Here is a 13,860-nt window from a genome sequence, read left to right as displayed (position 1 = left end):
CAGGCATGATGCAGGCGATTTTCAACGGAACGGTTCTTGCCGAGAGCGATGACATCGTGATCGTGGATGGCAATCCGTATTTTCCTCGCGAGGCCATGCGTACGGATTTTTTTCGCGCGTCAACGCACACCACCGTTTGTGGTTGGAAAGGAGAGGCCCGCTACTGGGATGTGGTTGTGGACGGTCAAGAGATCAGCAATGTGGTTTGGAGCTATGACGCACCGAAGCCGGATGCTGAGAAGATCCGTGAGCGGTTTGCTTTCTACCGTGGCAGGGGTGTTGAGGTGCATTAAAGCTTCAGCGCCTGCGGCTTCGCCGGTTGGCTTTACGGGTGCCACCGTATTGATAATCCGGCTGTGACTTCAGCGTCGGCCAGCATGTAGGGCAGACCAACGTCCATGTCTTCAGCAGGCGCGTTCGAACTCGGTAGTGCAACGGTCCTGCAGTTCTGCAGATCTCACATTCGATGGTCTGATCGCTGACGTCATGCTTTGGCATGGCTAAGCGTTGGTGTCGAGCAGTAGGAACTCTTGCTGACGTCGCTCCAGTTGATTCAACGCCTCCTGGGGGTGTCGATGGCTTGGCATGAGTTGCACAACCATGGGCCGTTGGCCGAATAACACCATGGCAATGGCTTCGCGGTTGGGATCGTAGGACTGCAGAGCCTGTGTAATTCTCGTTTTGCTGGCGTCGTCTCCGAGGCAGCCCAGCGCTGCTTCAGCATCGGAACCGGTGAGATAAGAAGGGCGGAGTTGACTGGGCTCATCGCTCCAAGGCCAGGGCCCAGACTGGCTTGTGGTAGCACGAACGACAACCAACCCTGCCCCTTGGGATTGAAACCCTTGCCACGCCCAAGCCTCAAGAAGTTGTCGATGCTCTTGAAACCACCGGGATTCGCGGTCAAGCGTTGGTTGTCGGCGAGCGGTGAGCGTTGGATTTGGAAACCTGTTCAGCGTCATGGTGCTGAATGCAAGCTGAGCGAGTTGTTAGCAGTTTGTAGGCTGAGGTTTGAAAAGTAAAATGTGCAATCTGCATTGATCGATGAACGTCGCTCATGAGCATGCCCTGCAAAGGGTGCACCTTCAAATCATTGTTGAAGTTGAGCGGCAGGGATCATTGACCGCTGCGGCTGACGCTTTGTCGTTGACGCAGTCGGCGCTCAGTCACTCGATCAAAAAACTTGAGAAACAGCTTGGCCTGACGATTTGGGTGCGAGATGGCCGGCGCTTGCATCTCACTTCAGCAGGTCGTTATCTGTTGTCGTTAGGTGAGCGAATTCTGCCTCAGCTCTCTGTTGCGGAAATGCATCTAACGCAATTTGCGACTGGTGTTCGCGGGACCTTGCGAGTGGGTATGGAATGTCACCCTTGTTATCAGTGGCTTCTGAGGGTGACTGAGCCCTATTTGCGTTCCTATTCAGATGTGGATATTGATGTTATTCAGAAATTCCAGTTTGGCGGCTTAGATGCACTGATTAATCATGAAATTGATGTGCTTGTAACGCCCGATCCTGTTTTGAAGAAGGGTCTCCGTTTTGAACCTGTTTTTGACTATGAACAAGTTCTTGTGGTGTGTGCCAATCATCCTTTGACATCGCAGTCATGGGTGAAGCCACAAGACTTGAAAGACGAGGTCTTGTTTTCTTACCCCGTCAGTTTGGAAAGACTTGATATCTATCGATCTTTTTTCACGCCTGCTGGGCTCGCTCCGGCTTGCCACAAGCGTGTTGAAACAACGGACATGATCTTGCAGATGGTGGCTTGTGGTCGGGGTGTAACGGCCTTGCCGCGCTGGCTGGCTGAGGGTTACGCGGAATCGATGGATTTGGTGGTGCTTCGTTTGGGTGAGGACGGTATTGCAAAGCAGATCCATCTGGGTCTCCGAGATGAATCTCTGCGATGTGACTACATCGCTGGTTTCGTGCGCGAGGCACAAACGTCGAGATCGGCGTTGTCGACCGATTAACCGCAACGCGAGCGGACGTTCAGCGGCAGAGGGTGGCGTCCCCGCCATGAAGACCCTCGAAGCCCGAAGGCCCAACCTTGGTCGCTGCGTGTTCCGCCTGTCGCTGGGGTATCCGCCAAGTTTGTGAACTGAGCTCAGGTTTCAGTTGGCATCTCGCACGCGTTTCACGGCTAGACCGGCCTCAGCCGCAGTGACCCCAGCCAGAGCGATCAAGCCGAGCAGTCCGACCCATTGGTTGCGAATCTCAAAATCTGGTGCTGCGTTTTGGCCGAGGACGGCTCCTGCAAGAAACCAGGTGGTGGCGAGCACGGAGGTGATCCAATAGGGCTTCCAACGTCGCTGGTACAGATAACCAGCACCAAGACCAGGGATCACGTTCAAGACTACGGCCACCCAGCCGGCGGACGCCGCCAGGATCTGCGCGTTGGTTGGTTTGGACGACGACTCAGGTGCGGACGGCGTCATGCGCTTTTCTGGCTTGCCGCGTAAGCCACGGCACCGCCGGCCACCAGAGTCAGCAGACCGGTGCTCACCAAAAAGCCCGTCAGCATGATCAGCCCTAGGAAGGAGCCCAGCAATGACATTTTCACCCGTAGCAATTTCGACTTCATCAGCATCACCAGCAGAAGCAGCACGGTGGCTTTCAGGCCTGCGATTTTGGCGGCACTGATCGGACAGAACGGAATGAGTGGTGGAAGCATGGGGGCGGTGTTGCGCAGAAGTGCGACGCTGTCACTCTGACGTTTCCAGCGTTCTCCTGTGGATCAGCGTGTTCAAGAGCTGTTGAATCGGTTCTCTCGGGGGGTGCTGACACTGCTGCTGTTGATTCCGCTTTTGCTGGCTTGCGAGGCTGAGCCCGCGGTGGCGGCATGGATCTGTGATGGTGATCGACTCACCGCGGAAGTGGTTCATTTGGGCCGCGATGCGATCGGAACCACAACAGAACCGATTCCCAACATCAGTGATGGCACCTCGCCAGGTGATTTGATTCTGTTGACTTGGCGCGGTGTCACGCTTCAGTTGCCGCGCACGAACAATGCGGGGGTTCCCAGTTACACCGATGGACGTTGGTGGTGGCAGGTGGAGGATCCGGACCACCCCGATTTCCGCCAGAGGCGATCGTCCATCATTCAGTACATCTGCGATACAGAGACCTCCTGATCATTCTTCAGGCAGCCGACGCCAGACCTTGAAGCAGCATGTATTCGTAGGCCGCTGCAGCAAGCAGCAACGCTCCGATCACACTTAGAAGCACACGACCATCCATGACGTCACAGGCTTTCAGCCGCAAAACGATTGGAGTTTCAAACTAGGCGCAATCCGTGATGTTGCATTAGTTGATGTTGCGATTCCGACGTTGCTCCTCTTCTTCAAACCGGTCGGTTTCTTCCAGGATCCAACCGTCATCTCTCATCATTGAGTTGATGACCTGATCTCGATAGTCAACCTCGAGCGCACCGTTGATTCCAAATGCTGCCATCACTCTGTCGCGATCGCCGATGATCTCTTCACGGAAGAGCTCGTAGAGATCTGGGTTTTCGATCAGAACGGGATCGGGCTTGCCATTCATTCGCCACAACCATCGGTAGAAAAACGGTTTGTGCTTTGCTTTGATCTGCACGATGCGCATGAGCTCGTGGGTGGACAGCAGATCACAGCGGGTTTGTGTCTCCCAGATCTCTGCGTCGCTGAGTGTTCCTGCTGCGTGTTTGCAGTGATCGAATAAGGCTTTGATGGTCTGCTGGGGTGTGAGCTTGAACGGCAGGGACTCAGGATCAATGACCTCCTGCACCAGATACACCATTCGAGTGAGGGCATCTTTGCTGAATGTGCCCGTTAGGGCATAAACAGCTGCGGCTTTGCGGATGTCCCAGAACCAGCCGGGATTGTCGCGGCAAGCCGTCGTGATAAGGGTGTCAAACGCTTTTTGAGCGTCTGCACTGATGTGGATGGATAAAGCCTGGATCGCCGCAGCGAACTCCTCCTCCAGCTTCTGAGCAAAGTTTTGCTGATGCGCTTGGTAGGTCGGACTGCTGCGCCACTCCTCTGGAGTGCTGCGCCATTGTGGTGGAGGTTCGGGGCAGCGGTACAACTGAAAGCGTTCCTTGCCCTCCAAACTCCAGTTGTAAGCCCTCAGATCCTCCACATTCACCCCTTCCACGAGGTGAACATCAAGCTCGTGATTTGAGGTCACCAGACGCACCACCGCCAGTGTGCTTTCTGGAGGTATGAGGGTCTCGATGGCGATTACGCCTCTTCCCTCGCTGGACACTTCAATCAATCGGCCTTCGTTGCGATGGCTGAAGCTGTTCAAGCAATTGTCATGTGAGCGTTCGCAGCGAAGCTTCTTGGTGATTGGATCGATTCTGGTGATGTAGGAACCAATCGCCTCGCCATGCGTGCCGCTTGGTCTCCAGGCGCTTTCGTCATCACGACAGATGAACACAACCCGGTTGTGGATCTGCTGGCTCAAAATCATCATTCAGATGGGTCAATCATGTTTCTCTGCGCAGCTCTGAAGAGCTTAAGAATATGCCAGTGTGGTGTTTGCCTGTGATTAATCATGATGGTACAGACCCGGCGCTTTGAACCACATTTGCACGCATGATTGAAGATATAGACTACAAGTCAAGTGAGCTTCAAATGCTCTGTTTTGATTTTCACATTCTCAAGGTTTTCTGTGGGTGTTTCTTCTTGGCCGGCAAGAAAAGCACCGATCACCGCAATGGCGAACAAGAAAATCAAAACAAACAGATATTTCATGGATTGAAGGAGTTGATGTGTTGGTTCTGATCAAGCGTCGGTTCACGATTTGCAGGGGCCCTCGATGAAGACGACTTTTTGACAGTCTTTCGGATTAGCTCGAACCTACGTGGCGCTTGAAAATGATGATTGACTTGATAATTAAATTGTCAATGAACCTTGGCTCATTGTTTCAATCACTTTTCTTCCTCGGCAGGGGCTGTATTTTTTCTGCAGACCCATTCTGGCAAAGGCTTCCCATCCTTGTCAGTGCAGTTTTCGAGGTTGTCGACATCGATATTGCACCCTGCGACAGTAACGGACAAGATGAGTGCAGATGAGATTCGCCAGAACATGGGTTCATCTTCATTGACCACTCAACTCTAATTGATTCACGGCAAGACGTCGAAAGTGATTTGTCTGGATTGAATTGTTTCCTTAGGCGACATCCTGGTGTGCCTTTGTGTCATTGAACTGAGCCTTGGTCAGTGCGTTGCTTCACGTCGCGCGACTGCCAATGGTTTGATCGGCATGACGCGGTTCTGGATTGCTTGCAAAATTGTCACCTGACGGTGAATTCTGTGAAGATACCCGTGTGAACAATCAAAAGCACCGTTCAGTCGCGTTCTCGGGAACTCGCCTGTGGTGATCGTTCAGCACTCGCTCCTAACAACAGGAAAGCTCCTTGATGCATTGGCATGATCCACGGTGGATTCTTGTGGCTTGGCTGGTGGTGGCTCTAGCCAGTGCGCTGCGCTTCTGGAGAATCACAGGACCGTTTCGTGCGCGTTTGCGTAGCCAGCAACGGCCAGCAGCGCTGAACCCTGAGCAGGCACGCCAATCGTTAGAGCGTTCTTGGAGAAAGCGTGATGCAACCAACCCGCACTGAATACGATGGCCTGATGGTGGATCCCACTCCACAAGACCAACTGGAACAGGACTTGGCTCAGGCCCAGGACCTTGGCCGTTGGCTCAGCGATGATGAACGTCTGGAACGGCAACGCGCTGAGCAGCAGGCGCTCACTGACAAGCAACAACAGGACCAACATCGGCTCAAGCTGGTGGCGTTAGCCATTGTTTGTGTGGTGATACCGCCGTTATGGCCACTCGCCTTTGGAATCACTCTGCATCTGCTGTTTCCGAAAACCTTTGGTCGGTTGCTGTGGGTCGCTGGTGGAAGTGCAGTGGTGTTGGGGGTGCTGACGGTTGGAGTCGGTTTGGCGATCGCGACGTGTCTCTGGATGCTGATTCAGTCCTGGATTTGAAAACAATGTAACGTCCGACACCAAATGCTCTTCCTGCGTTCAGGATTAGTTCGCTCGTGCGTGTGGTGACACAGACCGCGAGCGAAGACTCTTCAGCTTGCCGTAACAGCTGGATGAGTCTTCATGGCTTTTTGCATCCCGGTTCAGGCATGGAGCATGAGCCATGCCAAAGAGCATCCAACCAAGAGAGACACCAGTCCGAGGATGGCTTTCCAAAAGCGTGGGTCGGTGGGTTCAAACAACGACCTAGAAGGCTCACCCGATCAGTCTGATGGATCCATTGTCGACCTGACGCAGCAGGTCCGATCTGAGCTTGAGATCTTGGTCGTCAAGGTTCTGAAGCATCAAAACAGAGCGATAAGCGTCGACGGTGATGCTGCTGTGAAGCTTGGCGTTGAGATACAGCTCAACCATTCCGGGCACGAAGTTCCTTAGACCCTAGTGCCCATGACTACACATCCGGGCTCTTTCCATCGCAATCGCTTGTTGGCAAAAAGATGGAGTTTTGGAGGCCCGTGTTCGTTGGCCCGTGCCGACGGCTGGCGGGTTAGCTGTCAGTGCCGCTGATCGGCGGCATGCCCTGCCGCATCACCCAACTGGTAGCTGCCTTTTGCGTTTGCCACGCCGTCATGAGCTGCCGGGCCAACTGACGCAATTGATCGGGGTCAGTCGTTGTTTCCAGGGTGCGATTGAATTGTTCGATCTGAAAGCGCTGCTCAACTGTGAGCTGGATGCTGCCGTTCATGTCGATCTCCATGAGGGAGTGACTGCAAGGTATCGGCAGAAAGCAAACAATTTGTTGCAAATCGCACGGTTAAGTCGCTTTTTGAGGAACTTCTCACTTAAGCGGCTGAACCGTGAACTGTGTCTGTTTTGGTGCTCCTGTTTGAGTTGTTCAGTTGATCCTGAACACTGTCCACATGGCGTCAAGACAGATCTTTGCTTGGCAAGCGTCGTGGTTTGTTATGACGCTAGGGCCTGGGATGCCTGATGGGATTGATTTTCAATCCCGTGCGCCAGGGCAGACACATAGCGGCGTCCCGCACGGTTGGCATCCTCAACAGATCGATAATTGCCGACGTGGGTGTATTCCTTTCCGTTGGTGGTCGCTGAAACGGAGTAGAGGTGTTTGGTGACGCGTTGAACGCTCCAATGCATAAAGCAGGCTGGTGCTGACTGATGGATTGCCATTCTCACCTCGACGCTGATTGTGTGGAATTTATGACACGGTCATGGTTTTGGAGCACTCGCTTCTTGTTTCGCAAATAAGTATTTATTTTTGCTTAATAAAAATGGTTGCTTGTGTCTGTGAGGAGGGATGTATTGGTTTGCGTGTGAAATTGGAGCAGGTTTGATGTTCTGATGCTTCTGGCATCGCTTTGGAGGATGCCTCCTTTGCCTGCCAAGGCTGTTCATCATGGAGGCCCATTCCCGTCGCTTCGCTCTGGATGCGTCCAAGTGATCGCCCCACCAAAATTTGCCCTGTCTGCGGCCGACCCTTTCAATGGCGCAAGAAGTGGAAGGACGTTTGGGACGAAGTCCGCTACTGCTCAGAGCGGTGCAGGCGCCATAAAAAAACCTCCGATCGTCGATCGAAGGTTTGAACACTCGTGCCGAAGCTCCCATCACCCGGCCCAAAAGCGTCAGCAGGACACTGCAAAGTGCGCTCTGCTCACCACACCATCAATAGGTCTGGTGTGCGGGTTCGCGCAAGCCCCAGATTTGGTGTCTCTGGCGGTGTGTAGGAGGGCATGGTGTCGCATTTCGGCGAGCAAGATGCTTGGTCGATGCCCTGCGTCACACTAGATTTAGCGTGTGCCGGTTTGAAACTGTCATTTTCCGATTTTGCGAGAAAAATGCTCCGCCGAAGGCAGGGGTGGTTGGGGTGTGTCAGCGGCCGTCTTGCCTTGTTTCGACGATGCCGCTCACCCGGTTCCTCACAGAGGAACCATCGCGAGCCAACTGTCACTGTGCCAGTTGGTGTTGGACGCTTGGCCTGCTGGCCCTAGAGGTCTTGCGTCACGTTTGGCAATCAGCAACGGCCAGCCAGTGAAGAGCTGTGAAGGGCCTATGCAGTTTTCAAGTTGTTCCCGGCAGCGCCGACATTGAATGAGATTTGATGGTTAAGGCGGGTCTCCATGTCGCTTCCTGGTCTTCTGCTTGTTCTTTCTGGCTTGGAGCGCGTGGACGGTCAGGGTGTTGTGGCGCTCGTGCTCTTAATCATGGCTCTCACGGTTGTGGGTCGCCGAATGAATAATCCCGGTCTTTAAGGATTTTTTGAACACTGCATGCTGGCTTGGTCGAGGTCAATGGAAACACTGAGTTCTTCTTGACCCAAGGTGAATCAATGATCGTTTGAGGATGTGTTTGCGAGTTTGATACTGCTTTGCCAGGTACACGAACTGCCTACATTCTCATTGTGCTCATGATCTCAATGGTTCACTCTTTCATTCAATGTGTTGGTTATTGCTTCAATATTAATTTCAGCTGACGATCCATGATTGTGTTGGTGAAGTGATGAACCAACACAATCAAAACTTCGGACACGAAGTGGTTTGAAGTCTGGGCCAAGTACGTGATCGATGGCTGGTGTGCAGCCCGTTGTTGGATTGGCAGATGGTGCGGCCAAGGTATGACGGTCGATTGATGGGATCTCGGTCTCTGTTCTGAAGCCCGAGGTTCGTTCCCTAGTGTTCTCTGATCAATCACCAAGGAGCACCACTGTTTGGCGACGCGTCACATGCCCCTTCCCACACTTGCTGTTGGATTGCTGGCGCTGCTGATGGCCTGTTCTGGGCCGAGCCGTTTGTCCTCGATGGAGCGTGGCGCCACAACGGATGCTCGCCCAAAGGTTTTAACCACCTTCACCATTCTTGCCGACATGGCGAGCAATGTTGCTGGCGACCGCCTGCAGGTGGAGTCGATCACAAAGCCTGGTGCTGAGATTCATGGCTATGAATTCACTCCCAGTGACATCGAGCGGGCATTGGGCGCTGACCTGATCGTTGAGAACGGGTTGGGGTTGGAACTCTGGGCCAAGCGTTTTACAGCTGCTGCCGGCCAAGTTCCGACCGTGACGCTGACCAATGGACTACAGCCTCTCTTGATCGAGGAGGACGCTTACGCGGGGCGCCCCAACCCCCATGCCTGGATGTCGCCCAAGACGGCCCAGCACTACGTCGATCAGCTTGTGCTGGCCTTTTCTGAATTGGATCCTGAGGGCAGTGAGGCGTATCAGAGCAACGCTGAGGCCTACAAGGCCAGCCTGCGAAAGCTGGATGAGGAGTTGCGCCAGAGCTTGGCAACCTTGCCTGAAGGCCAACGGTTGCTGGTCAGCTGCGAGGGTGCTCTGAGCTACCTCGCGCGCGATTACGGTCTGCAAGAGGCCTATCTCTGGCCCGTCAATGCGGAAAGCCAAATCACGCCACGCCGGATGGCCAGACTGATTAATCGCGTTAGACAGGATCAGGTGCCAGCGGTGTTCTGCGAAACCACAGTGAGCGATCAGCCGCAACGTGAAGTTGCTCGAGCAGCCGGAAGTCGCTTTGGTGGCAGTTTCTTTGTCGATTCCTTGTCAGATGACAACGGTCCAGCCCCCACCCTCCTCGATCTGCATCGCCACAATGTGAAACTCATTCGAGCTGGTCTTGGCTCCCCCGCCGATCCAACCCCATGACGATCCGGATCGCAGCAGAGCAGGTTTGCGTTGACTACAACGGCACCGTTGCGCTTTACGACGCCTCCCTGACCCTTCCTGCTGGTTGCATCTGTGGGTTGGTTGGCATGAATGGCGCCGGGAAATCGACATTGTTCAAGGCCCTTACCGGTTTTGTGCGTCCATCCCGAGGACGGATTCGCATCAATGGGGCCAAGGTGGCGGCAGCGCAACGGGAGCAAGCGGTTGCCTATGTGCCCCAAAGCGAGGGGATCGACTGTGATTTCCCCGTCTCCGTCTGGGATGTGGTGATGATGGGTCGCTATGGCGGTATGAACTGCCTGCGAATCCCGCGGCAGTCGGATCGGATCGCCGTTCGTGCCGCTCTTGAGCGCGTTGATCTGCTCGAGTTGCGCGATCGACCTCTGGCGGCACTCTCCGGTGGACAACGCAAACGCGCTTTCCTCGCCCGAGCCATTGCCCAGCGTGCTTCGGTGTTGTTGCTGGATGAACCTTTCAATGGCGTGGACGTCCGCACTGAAAAGCTGATGGCAGAGCTTTTTTTGCAACTCCGCAGTCAAGGTTGCTCGATGTTGATCTCCACCCATGACCTCAGTCACGTGCGTGATTTCTGCGATCTCGTTGTGCTGATCAATAAGACGGTTTTGGCCTACGGAGAGACATCTGAGGTGTTCACTCCTGAGAATCTGTCGCTGGCGTTCGGTGGTGTTCCTCCTGATCTGTTGCGAGGGCATCCGCAGTGATCTGAAGATCAGTTGTGTGATCACACGTGGTCGCTGCCGCTGCTTTGTGCAAGCTGCTGGGACAATGGCGGTGAGCTGAGATCTCGGACTTGCTGGAGTTGCTGCTGGAACCGCTGCGCCATGACTTCATGGTTCGTGCGCTGCTGATCAGCGCGCTGGTGGGTGGCGTCTGTGGATTGCTCTCCTGTTACATGACCCTCAAGGGTTGGGCCCTGATGGGAGATGCGGTCTCCCATGCCGTGCTGCCAGGGGTTGTGCTGGCTTATGCCCTCGGCTTGCCGTTTTCCCTCGGTGCCTTCGTGTTCGGTGTCGGTTCGGTGGCAACCATCGGTTTTGTGAAGCAGAAATCGCGGATCAAGGAAGACACCGTGATCGGCCTGGTCTTCACAGGCTTTTTCGCGCTGGGGTTGGTGTTGGTCTCCAAGACCCGCAGCAACATTGATCTCACCCACGTGCTGTTCGGAAACGTGTTGGGCATCTCAGCGGCAGACATCAGTCAGACCTGGTGGATCTGCTCCGCCGTCGTGGCGTTGTTGTTGCTTTTCCGGCGAGACCTCTTGCTGTTCTGTTTCGATCCCACCCACGCACGCTCGATCGGAATCAACACAGGTTTTCTTCACTACCTCTTGCTGTCCGTGCTGTCCCTTGCTGCCGTGGCTGGTTTGCAGACCGTAGGCATCATTCTGGTGGTGGCCATGCTGGTGACTCCAGGCGCGACGGCTTACCTGCTCACGGATCGCTTTGATCGGATGACCTGGCTCGCCATCGGCAGCAGTGTTTTGTCCAGTTTGATTGGTGTGTATGTGAGCTATTGGACCGATAGTTCGACAGCTGGTTGCATTGTGCTGGTGCAAACTGGGCTGTTTTTATTGGCGTTTCTGCTGGCTCCTCAGCATGGAATTTTGCGTCGCTCCTCACCATGAGTGCCCCGTCTGTTGCCCCTTGAGTGAACTGTTGCTAACCACGATTTACCGCATCCTCACTCTCAACATCTGATGGTTCGTTCCTTTTGGATTGGCAGCGTCATCACCATGGCGTCTTTGTTTGCAGCACCAGTCACAGCGGAGACAGATCACGTTCAATTTTTCAATACAAACATCACTCAGAGCGAGGTTGAGCAGGCTCAGCAGGGTTGGTGTGATGCTCTGCTCACCATCAGCGCGGCCTATCAGACCGGTGGTGTGAAGGCGGCGAAGGTTGAGGCGGCGGCTGTGATCGATACGGCCTATGCCTTTGACATTGGCCCTGTCGCGTTCAAACCCACCTACACAACAGGCCCTGAAACGTTTCGCACCACACGGGAAGGAGCAATGGCGTATTTCATTGGTCCTGATGAATCCATTCCCCTTTTTGGGGACAACCAAGGATTTGCCACCTATCGGCATTGGGTGGACTGCCAAGTGGAGAACTATGTGGTCCAACTCATGGGCAACACGGCGAACACCATGGGCCTATTCAGGCTGACGGATTCCAATGGACAAAGCGCGCTGGTCGAGAAAACACTGACCTATCTCCGCGACCGCGATGGTCAGCTTGAGATCGTGCTGCACCATTCATCTGCACCGTTCGACGCCCGCTGAGTCCATCGCAGTCGTCGAAGGCCGCTGCCATGGTGGACAATGGTTGCATCACCCCCTCGTTGATCAGCCTGATGCTCCTGTCCAACCGTGCCATCATCCGGGGCTCCTTGGCCGTTGCGGCTGCTTTCACCCTTGTGGGAGCACAGTCGGTGAGCGCCCACCACGTCACTGGTGACGACCACACTGGAACTCTCTTGACTGTGGATCCCTCTGCTACAGCCCAGGGTCAGAAAACGATGTTCCCCACGCGTTCTGCAGCCGAAGCTGCTGCTGTCAACTTCGATTGCGAAGGCGCCCACCCGATGGGAGACATGTGGATGCCTTGCGCTGAGCACTGAATCGCTGACGTCAACACTTGTTCGACAGCGTCACCAATCGGCCTCAATTCCTGGACTGCACAGGGATTGAGGTTTTTTGTTGTATCAAGCTTCAAGACCGCGCCTTAGTGGCTGACTGGTGGCCAGAAGACACGCCTCTAGCTGGCTGTTTGTGCAACGTTGGTGACGATGGCTGGAGCGCAAGGAGGGTTCGGCCAATAATCGGGACACCGATGTCGATGGCCATGCGCAGCCTGCTCTCGCTTGCTCTCGCTCTTCTGATCAGCCTTTGGTCTCCGGTTCAGGTGATGGCTGCTGATCTCACCCGTGGTAGTCAACTGTTCAACCTCAACTGCGCTGCCTGCCATGCGGGGGGCGCCAATGTGCTGAAGAGCGAACGGTCCCTCCGCCAAGATGACCTCCAGGCCTACCTACCCAACTACCTGAAGGGTCATGAATCCGCGATCGTTGCTCAGGTGACTTACGGACGCAACGCGATGCCCGCCTTCCTTGACATTCTGAGCGAGAAGGAAATCGAAGACGTCGCTGCCTACGTAGAAGATCAGTCCATGCAGGGTTGGAGCTGATCCTTCGGCTTGCATGACGCGTCTAGCCACCGGATGGGCCATTTTTCAAGGCCTGCTGATTGAGGCGCTTCCCTTCTTGCTGCTGGGGGTGACCATTGCTGGGCTGGCCCGCTGGCTTGTCCCCCAGTCGACCTGGGTGCGTCGCCTCCCACGCCATCCCTTGCTCGCTCCACTGGTGGGTGCGCTTTTGGGTTTCGCGTTGCCGGCCTGTGAATGCGGCAATGTTCCCGTGGCACGACGTCTTCTGGCCAGTGGTGCTCCACTGGGCACCGGATTTGGATTTTTGTTTGCGGCGCCTGTCCTCAACCCGATTGTTTTGGCCAGCACCTGGGCTGCCTTCCCTGACAAGACTTGGCTGTTGTGGGCGCGACCCGCTGGCGCCTTTTTAATTGCGCTGTTCTTAAGTGCACTCCTGGGCTTGCTGCCCGAAGCCAAGCTGCTTGAAACGGCCTTGCTGGAGGAGCGCCGCATGAGTCAGCCCCTGTCCACCGTCGGTCTGCTCGAGCGCCGTGGTGGGGTGTTGGGGTCCGCGTCTGTGTCGCCAGAGCAACGCGACGACACTGCAGGCGTCAGTCCCCGCGTTCTGGTTCAGCACAGCACCAAAGAATTTCTCAGCCTCCTTACCTTGCTGGTGTTAGGGAGTGCCTTGGCTGCGTTGGTTCAGACCTGGCTGCCGCGAAATTGGCTGCTGGCCCTTGGGAGTGCACCGACGTTGTCGGTGATTGCGCTGATGCTCCTGGCCTTGGTGGTGTCGGTTTGCTCGAGCGTCGATGCCTTCCTGGCGCTTGGGTTTGCCGCCCAGGTCACCCCCGGCGCTCTGTTGGCCTTCCTGCTGCTGGGGCCTGTTGTGGATCTCAAGCTCGCTGGCTTGTTCACGGTGTTGCTGACGCCGCGAGCCATTGCGATCACCGCGGCATCGGCATCGCTGATGGTGCTGTTGATCGGTCAGTGGGTGAATCTCCTTCAGCTGTGATGTCTTGATGGC

General features: G+C 55.1%; 22 protein-coding genes. 14 read left to right on the top strand and 8 right to left on the bottom strand.

Going from position 1 to position 13,860, the window contains the following annotated elements:
* Positions 1–8: 8 nt before the first annotated feature.
* The gene (locus SynA1560_RS09310) at positions 9–293 is read left to right on the top strand and encodes a DUF427 domain-containing protein (RefSeq protein WP_186469038.1); all 285 of its coding nucleotides are present in this window, start codon (positions 9–11) and stop codon (positions 291–293) included.
* Between the two features lie 207 nt (positions 294–500).
* On the opposite strand, the gene SynA1560_RS09305 is transcribed toward SynA1560_RS09310, so the two are convergent.
* On the bottom strand, positions 501–959 hold the full coding sequence (locus SynA1560_RS09305) for a hypothetical protein (RefSeq protein WP_186469037.1): 459 nt from the start codon (positions 957–959) through the stop codon (positions 501–503).
* 82 nt (positions 960–1,041) lie between these two features.
* Between SynA1560_RS09305 and SynA1560_RS09300 the strand changes: the two genes are divergently transcribed.
* On the top strand, positions 1,042–1,965 hold the full coding sequence (locus SynA1560_RS09300) for a LysR family transcriptional regulator (RefSeq protein WP_186500283.1): 924 nt from the start codon (positions 1,042–1,044) through the stop codon (positions 1,963–1,965).
* Between the two features lie 141 nt (positions 1,966–2,106).
* Here SynA1560_RS09300 and SynA1560_RS09295 read toward each other — a convergent pair whose 3' ends face one another.
* Both SynA1560_RS09295 and SynA1560_RS09290 read right to left on the bottom strand, forming a co-directional pair.
* On the bottom strand, positions 2,107–2,430 hold the full coding sequence (locus tag SynA1560_RS09295) for a hypothetical protein (protein WP_186500281.1): 324 nt from the start codon (positions 2,428–2,430) through the stop codon (positions 2,107–2,109).
* Positions 2,427–2,666, bottom strand: coding sequence for a hypothetical protein (locus SynA1560_RS09290; protein ID WP_186469034.1), 240 nt, complete (start codon positions 2,664–2,666; stop codon positions 2,427–2,429). The genes SynA1560_RS09295 and SynA1560_RS09290 overlap by 4 nt, the downstream gene beginning before the upstream one ends.
* Before the next feature lie 82 nt (positions 2,667–2,748).
* Here SynA1560_RS09290 and SynA1560_RS09285 point away from each other — a divergent pair, with 82 nt between their 5' ends.
* Positions 2,749–3,126 carry a hypothetical protein gene (locus SynA1560_RS09285; RefSeq protein ID WP_370523145.1) on the top strand — a complete coding sequence of 126 codons (378 nt, stop codon included), beginning with the start codon at positions 2,749–2,751 and terminating at the stop codon, positions 3,124–3,126.
* A gap of 172 nt (positions 3,127–3,298) precedes the next feature.
* Here the strand turns inward: SynA1560_RS09285 and SynA1560_RS09280 are convergent, their stop codons facing one another.
* The gene (locus SynA1560_RS09280; RefSeq protein WP_222930204.1) at positions 3,299–4,444 is read right to left on the bottom strand and encodes a hypothetical protein; all 1,146 of its coding nucleotides are present in this window, start codon (positions 4,442–4,444) and stop codon (positions 3,299–3,301) included.
* 149 nt (positions 4,445–4,593) lie between these two features.
* Positions 4,594–4,728 carry a hypothetical protein gene (locus SynA1560_RS13840; RefSeq protein WP_255476908.1) on the bottom strand — a complete coding sequence of 45 codons (135 nt, stop codon included), beginning with the start codon at positions 4,726–4,728 and terminating at the stop codon, positions 4,594–4,596.
* 667 nt (positions 4,729–5,395) lie between these two features.
* Between SynA1560_RS13840 and SynA1560_RS09275 the strand changes: the two genes are divergently transcribed.
* Positions 5,396–5,596, top strand: coding sequence for a hypothetical protein (locus tag SynA1560_RS09275; RefSeq protein WP_186500277.1), 201 nt, complete (start codon positions 5,396–5,398; stop codon positions 5,594–5,596).
* Positions 5,597–5,609: 13 nt separating this feature from the next.
* Entirely contained in the window at positions 5,610–5,972 is a 363-nt protein-coding gene (locus SynA1560_RS09270; RefSeq protein ID WP_186500275.1) for a hypothetical protein, read from the top strand.
* Between the two features lie 255 nt (positions 5,973–6,227).
* Here SynA1560_RS09270 and SynA1560_RS09265 read toward each other — a convergent pair whose 3' ends face one another.
* From SynA1560_RS09265 to SynA1560_RS09255, 3 genes are all read right to left on the bottom strand, one after another.
* Positions 6,228–6,395 (bottom strand): hypothetical protein, encoded by a 168-nt coding sequence (locus tag SynA1560_RS09265; RefSeq protein ID WP_222930237.1) that lies wholly within the window; start codon positions 6,393–6,395, stop codon positions 6,228–6,230.
* A 124-nt stretch (positions 6,396–6,519) separates the two neighbouring features.
* Positions 6,520–6,717: a hypothetical protein gene (locus tag SynA1560_RS09260; protein WP_186469030.1), complete on the bottom strand. Its 198-nt coding sequence runs from the start codon at positions 6,715–6,717 to the stop codon at positions 6,520–6,522.
* A 218-nt stretch (positions 6,718–6,935) separates the two neighbouring features.
* Positions 6,936–7,130 (bottom strand): hypothetical protein, encoded by a 195-nt coding sequence (locus tag SynA1560_RS09255; RefSeq protein ID WP_255476907.1) that lies wholly within the window; start codon positions 7,128–7,130, stop codon positions 6,936–6,938.
* Positions 7,131–7,420: 290 nt separating this feature from the next.
* Here SynA1560_RS09255 and SynA1560_RS09250 point away from each other — a divergent pair, with 290 nt between their 5' ends.
* From SynA1560_RS09250 to SynA1560_RS09215, 9 genes are all read left to right on the top strand, one after another.
* Entirely contained in the window at positions 7,421–7,576 is a 156-nt protein-coding gene (locus SynA1560_RS09250; RefSeq protein ID WP_186469028.1) for a DUF2256 domain-containing protein, read from the top strand.
* 534 nt (positions 7,577–8,110) lie between these two features.
* Positions 8,111–8,242 carry a hypothetical protein gene (locus SynA1560_RS13835; RefSeq protein ID WP_255476906.1) on the top strand — a complete coding sequence of 44 codons (132 nt, stop codon included), beginning with the start codon at positions 8,111–8,113 and terminating at the stop codon, positions 8,240–8,242.
* 470 nt (positions 8,243–8,712) lie between these two features.
* Positions 8,713–9,648, top strand: a complete 936-nt coding sequence (locus SynA1560_RS09245; protein ID WP_186469027.1) for a metal ABC transporter substrate-binding protein — start codon at positions 8,713–8,715, stop codon at positions 9,646–9,648.
* Between the two features lie 2 nt (positions 9,649–9,650).
* Positions 9,651–10,391 (top strand): metal ABC transporter ATP-binding protein, encoded by a 741-nt coding sequence (locus SynA1560_RS09240; protein WP_186501635.1) that lies wholly within the window; start codon positions 9,651–9,653, stop codon positions 10,389–10,391.
* A gap of 92 nt (positions 10,392–10,483) precedes the next feature.
* Positions 10,484–11,314, top strand: coding sequence for a metal ABC transporter permease (locus SynA1560_RS09235; RefSeq protein WP_304623167.1), 831 nt, complete (start codon positions 10,484–10,486; stop codon positions 11,312–11,314).
* Positions 11,315–11,386: 72 nt separating this feature from the next.
* Positions 11,387–11,971, top strand: a complete 585-nt coding sequence (locus tag SynA1560_RS09230) for a hypothetical protein (protein ID WP_186469026.1) — start codon at positions 11,387–11,389, stop codon at positions 11,969–11,971.
* A 71-nt stretch (positions 11,972–12,042) separates the two neighbouring features.
* Entirely contained in the window at positions 12,043–12,309 is a 267-nt protein-coding gene (locus tag SynA1560_RS09225) for a DUF3721 domain-containing protein (RefSeq protein ID WP_186469025.1), read from the top strand.
* Between the two features lie 224 nt (positions 12,310–12,533).
* Positions 12,534–12,875, top strand: coding sequence for a c-type cytochrome (locus SynA1560_RS09220; RefSeq protein WP_186500271.1), 342 nt, complete (start codon positions 12,534–12,536; stop codon positions 12,873–12,875).
* A gap of 13 nt (positions 12,876–12,888) precedes the next feature.
* A complete protein-coding gene (locus SynA1560_RS09215; protein WP_186500269.1) occupies positions 12,889–13,848 on the top strand; it encodes a permease in 960 nt (319 codons plus the stop codon).
* The last annotated feature ends 12 nt before the right edge of the window (positions 13,849–13,860 follow it).

Source organism: Synechococcus sp. A15-60, assembly GCF_014280095.1.
Taxonomy (GTDB): domain Bacteria; phylum Cyanobacteriota; class Cyanobacteriia; order PCC-6307; family Cyanobiaceae; genus Synechococcus_C.
The sequence above is the reverse complement of the archived record's forward strand: the minus strand, read 5'-3'. Positions and strand labels throughout refer to the sequence as shown.

Bases quoted from the DNA above. Each gene is read 5' to 3' on its own strand.
- SynA1560_RS09215 (WP_186500269.1), top strand. From the start codon at position 12,889: ATGACGCGTCTAGCCACCGGATGGGCCATTTTTCAAGGCCTGCTGATT.
- SynA1560_RS13840 (WP_255476908.1), bottom strand. From the start codon at position 4,728: ATGAAATATCTGTTTGTTTTGATTTTCTTGTTCGCCATTGCGGTGATC.
- SynA1560_RS09275 (WP_186500277.1), top strand. From the start codon at position 5,396: ATGCATTGGCATGATCCACGGTGGATTCTTGTGGCTTGGCTGGTGGTG.
- SynA1560_RS09290 (WP_186469034.1), bottom strand. From the start codon at position 2,666: ATGCTTCCACCACTCATTCCGTTCTGTCCGATCAGTGCCGCCAAAATC.
- SynA1560_RS09310 (WP_186469038.1), top strand. From the start codon at position 9: ATGCAGGCGATTTTCAACGGAACGGTTCTTGCCGAGAGCGATGACATC.
- SynA1560_RS09260 (WP_186469030.1), bottom strand. From the start codon at position 6,717: ATGAACGGCAGCATCCAGCTCACAGTTGAGCAGCGCTTTCAGATCGAA.
- SynA1560_RS09280 (WP_222930204.1), bottom strand. From the start codon at position 4,444: ATGATTTTGAGCCAGCAGATCCACAACCGGGTTGTGTTCATCTGTCGT.
- SynA1560_RS09300 (WP_186500283.1), top strand. From the start codon at position 1,042: ATGAACGTCGCTCATGAGCATGCCCTGCAAAGGGTGCACCTTCAAATC.
- SynA1560_RS09255 (WP_255476907.1), bottom strand. From the start codon at position 7,130: ATGCATTGGAGCGTTCAACGCGTCACCAAACACCTCTACTCCGTTTCA.
- SynA1560_RS09225 (WP_186469025.1), top strand. From the start codon at position 12,043: ATGCTCCTGTCCAACCGTGCCATCATCCGGGGCTCCTTGGCCGTTGCG.
- SynA1560_RS09295 (WP_186500281.1), bottom strand. From the start codon at position 2,430: ATGACGCCGTCCGCACCTGAGTCGTCGTCCAAACCAACCAACGCGCAG.
- SynA1560_RS09245 (WP_186469027.1), top strand. From the start codon at position 8,713: ATGCCCCTTCCCACACTTGCTGTTGGATTGCTGGCGCTGCTGATGGCC.
- SynA1560_RS13835 (WP_255476906.1), top strand. From the start codon at position 8,111: ATGTCGCTTCCTGGTCTTCTGCTTGTTCTTTCTGGCTTGGAGCGCGTG.
- SynA1560_RS09220 (WP_186500271.1), top strand. From the start codon at position 12,534: ATGCGCAGCCTGCTCTCGCTTGCTCTCGCTCTTCTGATCAGCCTTTGG.
- SynA1560_RS09270 (WP_186500275.1), top strand. From the start codon at position 5,610: ATGGTGGATCCCACTCCACAAGACCAACTGGAACAGGACTTGGCTCAG.
- SynA1560_RS09250 (WP_186469028.1), top strand. From the start codon at position 7,421: ATGCGTCCAAGTGATCGCCCCACCAAAATTTGCCCTGTCTGCGGCCGA.
- SynA1560_RS09230 (WP_186469026.1), top strand. From the start codon at position 11,387: ATGGTTCGTTCCTTTTGGATTGGCAGCGTCATCACCATGGCGTCTTTG.
- SynA1560_RS09305 (WP_186469037.1), bottom strand. From the start codon at position 959: ATGACGCTGAACAGGTTTCCAAATCCAACGCTCACCGCTCGCCGACAA.